Source organism: Proteus terrae (genome assembly GCF_003144325.1).
In the GTDB taxonomy this organism is placed as follows: domain Bacteria; phylum Pseudomonadota; class Gammaproteobacteria; order Enterobacterales; family Enterobacteriaceae; genus Proteus; species Proteus terrae.
The window spans coordinates 211,188-224,666 of sequence record NZ_PENS01000004.1 but is presented as its reverse complement, the minus strand read 5'-3'; the positions used below and the strand labels follow the sequence as shown (position 1 = coordinate 224,666).

The 13,479-nt window shown below is 36.3% G+C and carries 11 protein-coding genes; 7 read left to right on the top strand and 4 right to left on the bottom strand.

Going from position 1 to position 13,479, the window contains the following annotated elements:
• Nucleotides 1-42: 42 nt before the first annotated feature.
• From DK857_RS04420 to DK857_RS04395, 6 genes are all read left to right on the top strand, one after another.
• Nucleotides 43-1,533: a sodium:solute symporter gene (locus tag DK857_RS04420; protein WP_109395246.1), complete on the top strand. Its 1,491-nt coding sequence runs from the start codon at nt 43-45 to the stop codon at nt 1,531-1,533.
• A 13-nt stretch (nt 1,534-1,546) separates the two neighbouring features.
• Nucleotides 1,547-2,020 carry an N-acetylneuraminate anomerase gene (gene nanQ / locus DK857_RS04415; protein WP_109401647.1) on the top strand — a complete coding sequence of 158 codons (474 nt, stop codon included), beginning with the start codon at nt 1,547-1,549 and terminating at the stop codon, nt 2,018-2,020.
• 189 nt (nt 2,021-2,209) lie between these two features.
• Nucleotides 2,210-3,097, top strand: coding sequence for a MurR/RpiR family transcriptional regulator (locus DK857_RS04410; protein ID WP_088494247.1), 888 nt, complete (start codon nt 2,210-2,212; stop codon nt 3,095-3,097).
• A 172-nt stretch (nt 3,098-3,269) separates the two neighbouring features.
• Entirely contained in the window at nt 3,270-4,160 is an 891-nt protein-coding gene (locus DK857_RS04405; protein ID WP_109401646.1) for a dihydrodipicolinate synthase family protein, read from the top strand.
• A gap of 179 nt (nt 4,161-4,339) precedes the next feature.
• Nucleotides 4,340-5,056, top strand: coding sequence for a hypothetical protein (locus DK857_RS04400; protein WP_109401645.1), 717 nt, complete (start codon nt 4,340-4,342; stop codon nt 5,054-5,056).
• Between the two features lie 102 nt (nt 5,057-5,158).
• Nucleotides 5,159-7,141, top strand: a complete 1,983-nt coding sequence (locus DK857_RS04395; RefSeq protein ID WP_109401644.1) for an acyltransferase family protein — start codon at nt 5,159-5,161, stop codon at nt 7,139-7,141.
• Nucleotides 7,142-7,222: 81 nt separating this feature from the next.
• On the opposite strand, the gene DK857_RS04390 is transcribed toward DK857_RS04395, so the two are convergent.
• From DK857_RS04390 to DK857_RS04380, 3 genes are read right to left on the bottom strand one after another with little or no spacing between them, the layout of a single operon-like run.
• Nucleotides 7,223-7,936, bottom strand: a complete 714-nt coding sequence (locus DK857_RS04390; RefSeq protein ID WP_088494251.1) for an MgtC/SapB family protein — start codon at nt 7,934-7,936, stop codon at nt 7,223-7,225.
• Nucleotides 7,937-7,970: 34 nt separating this feature from the next.
• Nucleotides 7,971-9,218, bottom strand: a complete 1,248-nt coding sequence (locus tag DK857_RS04385) for an MFS transporter (protein ID WP_109401643.1) — start codon at nt 9,216-9,218, stop codon at nt 7,971-7,973.
• A 13-nt stretch (nt 9,219-9,231) separates the two neighbouring features.
• Nucleotides 9,232-10,053, bottom strand: coding sequence for an MBL fold metallo-hydrolase (locus DK857_RS04380; RefSeq protein ID WP_109401642.1), 822 nt, complete (start codon nt 10,051-10,053; stop codon nt 9,232-9,234).
• Nucleotides 10,054-10,398: 345 nt separating this feature from the next.
• Between DK857_RS04380 and DK857_RS04375 the strand changes: the two genes are divergently transcribed.
• Entirely contained in the window at nt 10,399-12,606 is a 2,208-nt protein-coding gene (locus DK857_RS04375) for an extracellular solute-binding protein (protein ID WP_109401641.1), read from the top strand.
• 58 nt (nt 12,607-12,664) lie between these two features.
• Here DK857_RS04375 and ytfE read toward each other — a convergent pair whose 3' ends face one another.
• Nucleotides 12,665-13,327: an iron-sulfur cluster repair protein YtfE gene (ytfE, locus tag DK857_RS04370; protein WP_098941606.1), complete on the bottom strand. Its 663-nt coding sequence runs from the start codon at nt 13,325-13,327 to the stop codon at nt 12,665-12,667.
• Nucleotides 13,328-13,479: the final 152 nt, after the last annotated feature.

The window sequence follows — 13,479 nt, the reverse complement described above, 5'->3', positions numbered from 1 at the left end:
CGTAAAACTTACCTTTTACCCTACATATGGCAGGACTAAAAAATGCAATTACATGATTTTGGTTTTATTAACTATGCAGTGCTGTTTGGTTATTTAGCTGCAATGTTACTCGTGGGTGTTTATTTCTCTAAACGCCAAAAAACAGCGGATGATTATTTTCGTGGAGGAGGCCGGGTTCCTGGGTGGGCCGCAGGGGTTTCTGTTTTTGCGACTACTTTAAGTTCTATTACTTTTATGTCGATCCCAGCAAAGGCCTATACTTCCGACTGGACTTTTATTATCGGGCAATATTTAGCTATCGCTATTTTGCCATTAGTTTTTTATTTTTATATTCCTTTCTTTAGAAAATTAAAAATCACTTCGGCTTATGAATATTTAGAAGCACGTTTTGATATACGCAGTCGTTTATTTGCCAGCCTTTCATTTATGTTATTCCATATTGGTCGGATTGCCATTATTACTTATTTAACTGTACTTGCTTTACGCCCTTTTATGGGTATTGACCCTGTTGTTTTAATCGTACTGATTAGCTTGCTCTGTATTATTTATACTTGGATGGGCGGAATTGAAGGTGTTATTTGGACGGACGTTATCCAAGGGTTATTGCTTTCAGGTGGTGCAGTTCTTATTTTTATTATGATCTGCTTTAAAGTTGATGGCGGAATTAGTGAAATTTTCACAGCAACATCACAAGCTGATAAATTCTTTCCTACGACTCAATTTCGTTGGAGTTGGACGGATAGCACTATTCCTGTTTTGATGATTGGATTTTTATTCGCTAACATTCAACAGTTTACAGCAAGTCAGGATGTCGTACAGCGTTATATCGTGACGGATTCTATTGAAGAAACAAAACGTACACTAATAACAAATGCGAAATTAGTTGCCATTATTCCTATCTTCTTCTTTGCTATTGGATCTGCTTTGTTTGTGTATTACAAACAGAATCCTAATTTCTTACCTGAAGGCTTTAATACAGGAGGTATTCTGCCTCTGTTTATTGTGACTGAAATGCCTGTTGGTATTGCTGGATTAATTATTGCAGCTATTTTTGCTGCGGCTCAATCCAGCATTTCGAGTAGCTTAAACAGTATCTCAAGCTGTTTTAATTCTGATATCTACACTCGTTTAAGCAAATCTGAACGCAGCGCTGAACAAAAAATGAAAGTCGCAAGATTAGTCATTATTGTTGCTGGTGTCTTCAGTAGTTTAGCTGCAATTTGGTTAGTTTTATCTGATGAATCTGAAATTTGGGATGCCTTTAATAGTCTGATTGGTTTAATGGGTGGCCCAATGACCGGTTTGTTTATGCTGGGTATTTTTGTCAAACGTGCTAATGCAGGTAGTGCAGTTGTCGGGATCATTGTCAGTATTATTGCTGTATTAGCTGCACGTTATGGCAGTGATCTTAATTTCTTCTTCTACGGAGTGATTGGTGCGATGTCTGTTGTTATCGCAGGAACAATTACAGCACCGCTTTTCGCATCAGCAAAACAAATTTCATTAGATGATAGTGAAACATCAGGAAACTAATAGGGAATAATCTATGTTATTTGGACACATATCAGATTTGGCTACAATGCCAGAAATGAATCCCGCGTTGCGTGACGCGATGGAAAAAGCATTAGCACTTGATCCTGCTTCACTTGCTCCGGGTAGTTATAAGATTGACGGTGAAACGCTATTTATGAATGTTATGACGTTTGATACACAGCCTCGTGAACAGAAGCGAGCTGAGTTACACCAGCGTTATATTGATATTCAAATATTGCTTAGTGGCGAAGAAATTATTGATTTTGGTATACAAGGCTCAGCACAAGACGTGGCGCCTTATAATGAGGCTGATGATTACCAACTAACCGACACAATAATAGGTCAACAGACCTTAACACTTTCATCAAGCATGTTTGCTGTTTTTATGCCTTATGAACCTCATAAACCGGGCATTTCGGCTGAAAATGGTGCAAACACACTGAAAAAAGTCGTTGTTAAGTTAGATGTCACCGCATTGACCGACTAATAATTACTATTTTTATTAAGCGCTTTATTTCTGATGTATCAGTAAGTTGTATTCTGATGCTATTAAGGAATAAAGCGTTTTTTATTATCATATTATTGTATGAGCAAGGCTTTTTTTAACCTGTTGGAATTGGTACTCTTGTTGGCAGAATTTTTTTCCGTGTATCTTCTGCAACCAAGGATAATCTCCATGACAGAACAGGCAACGACTCGATTAAAGCCGGGTAAAATACTTGATACGCTAGGCGCAATGAAAAATAGTCTAACGCGAGTATCACAGCGCATTGCAGACTATATCCTGTTCCATCCTACAGAAGTTACTCAGCTCTCTATTGCTCAACTTTCACAAGCAACAAAAGCGGGTGAAGCGACGGTTGTGCGTTTTTGCCGTACATTGGGTTATAAAGGGTTTCAAGATTTTAAAATGGATTTGGCGATTGAAATGGCGACCTCTGATAATGAAGAGTCACCTATTCTTGATGCAGAAGTGACCCATCAAGACGATATCCATACCATTGGTTTAAAACTTCAAGCAACGATTAATAACGTATTATCAGAGACATTAAATCTGCTCGATATGAAGCAAGTTCAAGGTGCTGTAAATGCTTTATTATCAGCAAATTATATTTTTATTTGTGGTGTTGGCTCTTCAGGAATTACAGCAGAAGATTTAAAAAATAAACTTATGCGAATTGGCTATCGTGTTGATGCTGTTACAAATAACCACTTTATGTATATGCAAGCCTCTCTATTAAAACCAGGCGATGTGGCTATTGGAATTAGCCATTCCGGTAATTCTCCTGAAACGGTCCATGCTCTTAAATTAGCTAAAGAAGCAGGAGCCAGCACGATCGCATTGACTCATAATTTAGGCTCACAAATTATGGAGTATGCTGATCATCATTTAATTAATGGTAACCGACAAGGGAAACTGCAAGGTGACTCTATTGGTACAAAAACCGCACAACTCTTTGTATTAGATCTTCTTTATACGCTATTAGTGCAAGCTCAGCCTGATATGGTTAAAGAGCAAAAACTGCGAACATTGAATGCGCTAAAACAGACTCATTCCGCATAAGTTTATCTCTACATTGTGTGATTTTTAGTGAAAATTGGCTAAAGATCACACTTTCATTTTTCTCTTCCTTTAATGCTCATTTCGTTATTGCGTTCTGAAGTATTGCTCCCTAATATAGAGTTAAGCTCCATAAAATTAATAGAAAAGAAATTAACCTCCAAAGGAAGTTATCATGAACAAACTCTCTGGACTGATTGCCGCACCTCATACTCCTTTTGCAACTGATGGTAGCGTTAATTATCCTGTCATTGATGAAATAGCTAAACACCTAATTGCAAGTGGTGTGACAGGTGCTTATGTATTAGGAACAACAGGCGAAGGTATTCATTGTTCTGTTGAAGAACGTAAGAAAGTGGCTGAACACTGGGTTAGTGCCAGTCAGGGTAAGCTTGATCTTATTATTCATACAGGTGCATTAAGTATTGCTGATACGCTAGAACTTGCTCGCCATGCCGAAACCTTAGATATCAAAGCAACATCCGTTATTGGCCCTTGTTTTTTTAAACCAGGCAATGTTGATGATCTCGTTGAATATTGTCGTTTAGCGGCTGCAAGTGCGCCATCTAAAGGTTTTTACTATTATCACTCCACCATGTCAGGCTTAAGTATTGATATGGAGAAATTCTTACAAGTAGCGGGTAAAGCAATTCCAAATTTATCTGGTATGAAATTTAATTCTCCCGATATGTATGAATTCCAGCGTTGCTTACGAGTAGATGGCGGAAAATATGATGTGCCATTTGGTGTTGATGAATTTATTCCTGCGGGATTAGCCTGTGGTGCATTAAGTGCAGTTGGTAGCACATATAACTATGCTGCACCATTATACCTTGAAATTATTGAAAAATTTAAAGCTGGTGATCATGAAGGTGTTACTGCTTGCATGGATAAAGTGATTGCTATTATTCGTGTTTTAGTTGAGTACGGCGGTGTTGCAGCAGGAAAAGTAGCAATGCAACTGCATGGTATTGATGTTGGTGACCCTCGTCGCCCATTACGTCCAATGACGGCAGAGCAAAAAGCTGATGCTTTAGCGAAGTTTAAAGCAGCTAATTTTCTGTAATCGATTTGACTTTGATTGATAATTTTATAGATAGACCCATATTTCAACATCTCCCCCTTTGATGTGACAGTGGCTTTTAGAATAAAGCCACTTTTTTATTATTGACTCTAAAACTTGATTTTAAATGCCACTCAAACCAAAGTACTAATTATTGTCTTATTTTTAATTAAGGTGTCTTGATGGCATACGAATTTCTGACACAAGCAACGCTCAAAAAATTGGCAACTGGCGAAATTTGGCAACGACAAATTAATGATGAAAGTATTATTGATGTCAGCTTAAATGCAGGGTACTTAATGATTTCTCAGCCTGAAATTGAGGAAAGCTTTATTCCCTTTAGTCAGAAGTTAATGGTTTATTGCGAACAGCTTAAGCTTAAATTTCCATTTATTGAATTTACTCAGCCCCAAGAATTTCATTCCACATTATTAACGATTTTTAATCAACAAAATGAGCAATTTAAACTACAACGGCCCGTATTATTATCGTGGTGTCATGAGATTGCAAAAATCTTTAATCAAATAAAAAGTATCGAAATTTTATTTAATGACGTTGTACTCACATCCAATGGCAGTTTGATATTAACGGGTATCTCAAAGGAATTAACACTCTTTAGGCAGCAGGTTTATCAGCAAATCCCAATTAAGAGTTCACTTCATAAAGACATTATTCATATCACACTTGGGCGATTAGGTGAAAATACGTCATCAGCAGAGATGAAGCAGCTTTATGATGAGTTAGAGCGAAACCGATCATCATTAATGCATCATGCTATTAATACCCCAATCATTATCCGACATCCCAAATTTGTGGTAAGCAAAGGTTCACTTTCATCTGAAGTACAATTGGGTTTAACGATGGAATTTAATCAGTTATGGCCATTTAGGTGTTATTAACATTAAATATTAAATGGTGATCCATCTTTTTGTGACTAAAGTGATATAGCTAATTAGTATATAATCCAACGATTCTTTTTATTCGGATTATGTGTTTGAATTATGAATGTAAAATATCGTGCTGATATCGATGGTTTAAGAGCGGTCGCTGTTATTCTGGTTATCCTGTTCCATTTGGATAATCGCTTAATTCCTTCGGGATTTATTGGTGTCGATATTTTCTTTGTGATCTCTGGTTTTTTGATCTCGTTGATAATTAAAACTTCATTGTCACAAGGTAATTTTTCATTTCGTGATTTTTATAATCGTCGATTATGGCGATTACAACCACTTTATCTTGTTGTACTAATTTCAGTTCTAGTGATATCTGGACTTTTTTATCTACCTAGTGATTATTTAGATATTACGAATAGCGAGAAATATGCCTCAGCCTTTCTCTCTAATAAATATTTTGCGAGAGCAACAACCAGCTATGCAGCGCAAGATGCACTATTTTTACCGTTATTGCATACGTGGTCTTTAGCGATAGAGTGGCAATGGTATCTTTTCTTGCCTTTTGCGCTTTATTTTCTACACAAAATTAATGTAAAAGAAAGAGTTAATCATTTTTATCCGGTGGTATTAGTCACTGTTATTTCATTTATTCTGGTGTTTTATTACCAGAAAGACCAACCGAAAAATTATTACTATTTTAGTACGCGGATCTTTGAATTTATGTTGGGAGCTTGTGTTGCCTACTTCCCAACAAAGATAAAACCTAATCGAAGAATAAATGATGTTATTAGCTTAATTGCGCTAGGTGTTATTGTTTGGGTTGCATTTCAAAACGATATTATTGCAGGTTATCCGAATCTTAATACGTTGTATGTTTGTCTTGGTGCTGCGCTAATTATTTATACTGGACAACATGGAAGTATTATTGAAAAAATACTCTCGTTAAAGCCAATCGTGATCGTTGGGTTATTATCTTATTCTCTCTATTTATGGCATTGGCCATTATTTGCTGTTGCACGCTATGTTGGTGTGTTTAATACAGAACTGCAAAAAGGATCACTGTTAGCATTAACCTTATTGCTATCAATTAGCTCTTATTTTCTGATTGAAAAACCGTTTAGAAGAAAGCGTTTAGCCTTTAAATATTCCATCACTCTCTTATTAATTGTTCCTATTTTATTCGCTTTGGGGCTAAATGCTTTGAATGAAAAATATCAAGGTATAGGAGCAAGACTTGGGCAAAATTACGTTAATTTAGAAGCAAAATTGAATCAGTTTGATTATCCCAATCGAACTAAATGTATGAATTTCGAAGCCTCTGATCCAGATAAAATGTGTCATATTGGTGAAGTAGGAAGCCAGAAAAAAGCCTTTTTATTTGGTGATTCTCATGCAAATCATTATTGGGGCTTTATGGATATTTTAGGTAAAGACGCCAAAATAGATGTATATGCACAAGCAACTTCATCGTGTATTACGCTTCCTAATATTTATCTTTATGACTGGTCTAATCATAAAAATACAGTTTATCAACGTTGTTACGATCAAACGGCGAAATATTATCAACTTATCAGGAATGGTCACTTCGATTATGTAATATTTGGGCAAGTTTGGAATAACTACGCGTCAAATCATGTCATTAATAAGATAGGTGATGTTAGAACCGTTGAAGAGTCTCGCAAACGCGTTGAGAAAGCGATGCGTGAAGCGCTTGATATAATTATTGCCACAGGGGCTAAGCCTGTTTTTATTAAAACAGTTAATTCTATGCCAAGTGGTTTTATGACCTGTTTTTATGAAAATGCAAAATTAAGAAAGGATTTTGCAGATAATAATTGTAACCCCAAAAACTATAAAGGTGAGGGAAATACATGGATGAATCAGTTATTTGTTAAGTTAAAAAAGGACTATCCAACCTTAATTATCATCGACCCTAAAGATGTGCAGTGTGATAAAAATATCTGTCTAACCGATATAGAAGGTGTGCCAGTATATCGTGATGTAGGACATATTACAGACTATGCTTCAACCATCTTTGGCATGATGTATTTAGAGCGTTTTGGTAATCCGTTAGTCGTGAAAAATCCTTAATAAGACAATTAATCGATCATCAAAATAATAAAAAAGTGCGCAGTTATCTAAGGTAGTGCGCACTTTTTACTTTTGAATATATTAATGATCTAAAGAAACAGAATGAACATGTTCAAGCTGTTTTAATGAGCAATAAAATTCGGGTAAGGTAATTTTTTGTCGGACTAACAGTTTCAAATTCACTTCAACACGCTCTTTTTTAATATCGCGAATAGTCAGATTTTCAATCACATCTTTATGGCTTTTTAAATACTCAATTAAAAGAGGAACACCGCTCTCATGGGTAAATAACATGCGTACTTTAATCTTACCTAAGCGTTGGTTTTTCATCTGAAATAGCACCACTTGTGGGCTAAGTTGAATAGCCATAAAAAAGAGAACAGTTACAATCATGGCATGCCAATAAAAACCTGAGCCACAAGCAATCCCTACACCGGCAGAAGCCCACACTATGGCTGCGGTTGTCAGGCCTGAAATGGCATCATCACGTCGATGCAATATAACGCCAGCGCCAAGAAAGCCGACACCACTGATAATTTGTGCTGCTAATCTCATGGGATCACTACGAATATTGTCTGAAATATTGGCGTAATATTCCGCAGATTGAATAGAGACAATAGTTAATAAACAACTGGCAACGGCAATAATGACACAGGTTTTAAAACCGACAGGTTTTCCCTTTGATTCACGCTCTAAGCCAATAAGGCCGCCCAAAATAAAGGCGGCCAGTAATTTAGCGATACTTGATAGTGATAAAGGGCCAATGCTGCCAACAAACTGAATTAATGCGTCCATGGTTTGCTCCTAACGTTAGCCTATTATTCTAAGACTAAGGAGTTACTGTGCCTTCTGGTACTTTCTTATCTTCGTTATTTTTCTTTTTACTCACATCATCTTTAAAGAAGAAGATAAAGAATAGGGTTACAACGGCAGCAACGATTGCTGGGTATATCCAGAATGTTGACCACTGTGGTAATGCAGCATCACCTGTTTCTGTTACGGTTGAATTAAAGATTTGACCACAAATAGTGGAAGCAAATAATAGGCCGAAACCATTAGAGACAATAAAGCGTAGGCCTTGTGCTTGAGCACGAATTTCCGGTTTGGCTTTGCGGTCAACATAGATATCACCAGCAGTAAAGAAGAAGTCCCAACATAATCCCTGTAGCATTAATCCGATAACGATAAAGTAAAACTCTGTATTTACCGCAGCATAAGAGAAGAATATTGAGCGAATGATCCAGCTAACAGCACCTAAAAGTAATGTAATTTTGAAGCCAAACTTCATTAAGAAGAATGACAATACAAACATAAACAGAACTTCGCAGGCTATACCTATTTGCATAATAGACGCTGCATTATTAAAACCTAATGCTTTAATAAAAACAGGAATATAAGCGGAGTACGCTGTTTTAGGGATCATTAAAACAAAGATACTAAACATTAAGATAGCGAAATAACGATCTTTAAATAATGAAAGCGCATCTAAACATAAAATATCACGAGTAGAGAATGGCTTACCTTTCGCTTTTGGTGGCGTGTTAGGTAAAGTAAAGCAGTAGAAACCAAGTAAAACACCTACAGCAGAAGCGATATACCAAGTCATCGTACTACCAGAGAAGCCCATTTCACCTAATATAAATCCGATAGCCATAAAACCAAACGTACCGAATACACGAATAATAGGGAAATATTTCACGCCATTAATATGGGAGAAACTAATACTATTTGAAAGCGCAGTTGTTGGATAAAACAATAATCCAATAATGAAAATTAAGAATAAAGTCATGCCACTGTTTTGTGCTTCAATAAATTGAGGAACACAAATAATGACTGCTGCATTAATTAAATGAAGGATGCCCATGACTTTTTGTGAAGCAAAGAAACGGTCAGCCACCATACCAATAAATAATGGAGAGATAATTGTAGCGACGCCTAATAAAGCGTAGGCATTACCAATAATGCTTGCCATACCATAGCTACTTAATACTAGCCCCATAGTCATATTCCACGCACCTTGCATGAAATATTGCACAAACATCATTATTAGTAAGCGAGAGGTTATTTTCATATCCATCATCGTTCTCCTCTTAATTTGTTTCTAACGTTAATCCGTCGTAGGCAACGCGGATATTATGAGGAGCACAAACAACTTCTAATTCGTGATGAAGCAATTTACCACTATGTGAAATATGCGAAACGGCAATTTGTGTATTTTGATGTAAACAATTTTGCTGTTGCAGTTTTTCTTTTGCTGCAAATACGGTTTCTAGGCTCATATGATTATCGGTACGATCTTTACCATTGAGTCCATAAGTACATTCAAAAACAACGATATCTAGTGGTTTGTTCTCTAACCATTTCCACGTTAATTCAGGGAACCAACCAGAATCATGTCCATAGAAAATAACCTTGCCATCTTTCTCAATATGATAAACATAGCAAAGTTCCCATTTCGCATGATTAGCGAGTAATGGTGTAATTTTATAGCCATTTCTTTCGACAGTAACAAAAGGAATTAAGCAGTGAAAAGCAAAACGCTCTTTACTGTAACCAGGTAAAACTTCGATGCATCCATTAATCGCGCGATCATTACCAAAAATATGAAGAGGATGGTTAATTTCAAAACCATAACCTTCCATTCGGCTAAACAGATCGCCAACATTGAAATGATCTGGATGAGTGTGAGTGAATAGAAGGCTTTCAAAATTGGTAGCATCCATTCCATCACGCATTAATTGGTAACTAAATGTAGGTGATACGTCGATTAACATAATGTCATCGACAATGGCAGAAGAGTGAGTTCTGATATCTTTCCCACCAAGTTCTCTTGCTTTCAGGCAGTGTTCACAACGGCAGAAGGGATTGGGTATGCCTTCTGAGGCAGCCGTCCCTAAAAAATGAAGTTTCATAAGAAATCCCCTTATCCTATTGTTTTATTATGATTTTATTAATTATCTGGTGTTGGCTATCTGTAAGTTATAGATTGATTTGAACGTTCCAATAATAAAATGATGAAGATTATTTGCCAATAAATGAAGATCAGATCAGTGATCTTATTCAAATTAAATTTCTTATCGTATTGATTAATATTGATATATATTTTAATTGATATTGATAATCATTTATTTGTGATAAGTAACAAGCGCTTGTTTTATAAACAAATTAAAAGTGGAACGTTCAAATCAATTAGCAGTAGTCGCGATAAATAATTCAGGTATGCTAGTGAAAGCAGAAATTGAGATGGAAAAAGGTCAATGGCAACGATTAAAGATATAGCAAAACTAGCAGGTGTCTCTCATGGAACGGTTTCTAACGTATTGAATAAACGTGGGAATGTGAGTGTTGAGAAAATTGAAGCTGTGTATCAAGCCGCCAAACAAATGGGCTATCAATTAAATACACAGGCTCAACTGTTAAGAACCAATAAAAGCCATAAAATTGCCATACTTCTACCTCAATTAGTTTCTGAAAAATATGCCGTTTTTTTTAATTCCTTAAGACAGTCTATTGCTCATTTTCCTGAGGTAACTTACGATCTTTTTTTAACCGATGATCTTGAAACCACCGAATTAGAAGCATTACAGAAAATTGCAGCAGGTGGCTATAAACAAGTGATCACCGTTAGCTGTCTTAAAGATGCAAATATTTATTTTGACACGTTAAAATTACCGCCTTCTCAAGTTGCATTTGTTTATCGTGAACCACTAAATGTTCAACGATATTTCACACTCGATTTTGCTCAAGCCGCAGAAGCTATTTGCCAACAGGTTGCAAAAACCACAGGTAAATTAGTGGGCATTTTTATGGGAAGTAGCGACTATTTAAATAATCAAAACTTTGCCAATGAATTACAAAATCGACTTTTAGAGAATGCACCCAATAAAAAAAATGTGGTGCTTTGTGCGTCAGATGAAGAAAGTTATAAAATTGCGTTTGATTTCTTTTCTATGGAGCAAATCCCAGACATATTTATTGCTCAAGATATAGAGAAAGCTCGTTATTTAACACAAGCCAGTTATTTCGGTAGCCATAATGATTGCCCTCCTATTTTTGCATTGAGCGACAATATTCCACCTGTATTAAAAGGGTTGTATTACTTTCCAATGAATTACGCTCAACTTGGATTAGAAGTCATGGATGCATTAATGCAAGAAGAGTATGAAAGTGAAATAACTGAAAAGAATGTGACTTGTGTGCGTAATCAAAGCGATCATCTTTATACATTAACGCCGGCAGTTGTCAGTGAGGATAAAGCGGATATCAGTCTTAATTTACTGATTTTACCTAGCCCTTCAACCAGTGCATTAAAAAAACTACTACCTCATTTTTATCGCCAAACAGGCATTAAAGTTAATTTAGCAATACATCCATACGATGAAGTTTATCAAATATTAAGTCAGCTACATTTACATCCATATTATGATTTATTACGTATTGATATGGCTTGTTTTCCTTGGTTTGCGGAACGAATATTACAGCCATTAGATAAAATCGGTAACGGATTAACAGATTTATTAAATAATTTTTCACTGCCTACTCAGCAGAAATTTAGTTTAGTGAATAATGTTGCTTATGCCATGCCTTTTGATGCCAGTGCGCAACTCCTATTTTATCGAAAAGATTTGTTTGAAGATCCTATTCTAAAAAGAATGTATTACGAAAAAACAGGTAATGAGTTAATTGTACCGACGACATTTGAAGAATACGATAATGTGACGCAGTTTTTTACTGAACAACATGAAGAAGGGCAATTAAGTCGCCCAATGGGAGCTTCAACAACATTGGGTAGTGCAGGATTGATCGCAACAGAATATCTATTACGTTATTACGCAAAAGGCGGGCGCTTAATAGGAAGCCATAATATTCCTAGATTAGAAATGCCTTTAGCAAGTGAAATATTAGAAGAATATTTAAAACAGTTGTCGATCACTGAGAATATTCATAATAAGTGGTGGAGTGAGTCGGTTAGACAATTTGAGCAAGGGCATCTTGCTATGCTTATCGCTTATATGAATTTATTTAACGATGTTGCTCATAGCAATATTTTACCTAAAACAGGTTTTGCACCTGTACCAGGAAGTATTCCGCAATTAGGCGGTGGCGTATTAGGGGTTTCACGTTATAGCCAAAAATCACGATATGCAGAGCAATTTTATCGTTGGCTTTATTCCCCTGTAGTTATGGATCACCTTATTTTATTAGGTGGAAACAGTAATCATCAAAATTTCAGCCATAACCAAGAAATTAGCCATCGTTACCCATGGATGACATTAGCTTATCAAGAAATTAATAAGGGAATACGAGAATCGTCAGTACCAAATGGCAAATTATTTAATTTGCGCCAAGCCGAAATTATTATCGGACAAGGTATTACTAATGTCGTTAATAATATTATGACGATAGACGAGACTATCGAATATATAAATCAGCGTTTGTTAATAGATACTCAAGGTGAGCGGTAGGGTTTACTGATTGTTATAAAAATGGCAGGGGATAATGAAATCCCCTGTATGTACACGACTACTCGCCCGCTAATGCCCTTGGAAATAATAAGTTGTTTTCTAAGCTAATATGATTCATTAAATCATCGATAAGCTCATTAATACCATTATAAAGAACTCGCCATGTGGTGCAGGCCTCAGGTGGTGGCGTGACGTTTTTGGTAATAAACTTAATCACTTCAACAATTTCACCAGCATCATCATGTTCGTGTTCCATAACACTAATGGGTGCTCCTGCTTGGCTTCCTAATCCATTTTTTATCATAGGAAAGAGAATGCGTTCCTCTTTCATCATATGGCTTGTCAGCTCATCTAATAATAGCGTTAACTGACGAGATAGCCCTTTAGGAACAGTCGGTTTTGCTTCATGAACCCGCTCTACTTTTTCTGCTTGTAGAATAAGCTCCGGTAATTGTGCTCTATGTTTGTCATGATAACGAACAATAATAAAATCAATAATTTCACTCAATGGAGCTTGTCGCCAATCTTTTTCTAATGGCTGTTCTGAAAGGGCAATTAATTTACTTTCAATTTCATCAATATTGAGTCCTGCTTTCTCTGCAGATTTGCTTAATGTTCTTTTTCCACCGCAACAAAAGTCGAGGTTATATTGACGGAATATGGCACTGGCGCCAGAAATAGATAGAGCCAGTTGGCCTAGTGGTTGATCACGTAAGTTCATAGTTTCACCTGTTTATACTCGTCATACTTCAAGTTGTAGCGTTGTTGACTGCGTTCATTCGCACTAGTCACATACTTATGTATGCTCCTAGCGACTCGCTCACTTGTCGCCTAGCTACACCTCGAATTATTTAGAGTATCTATTTGTGTCTA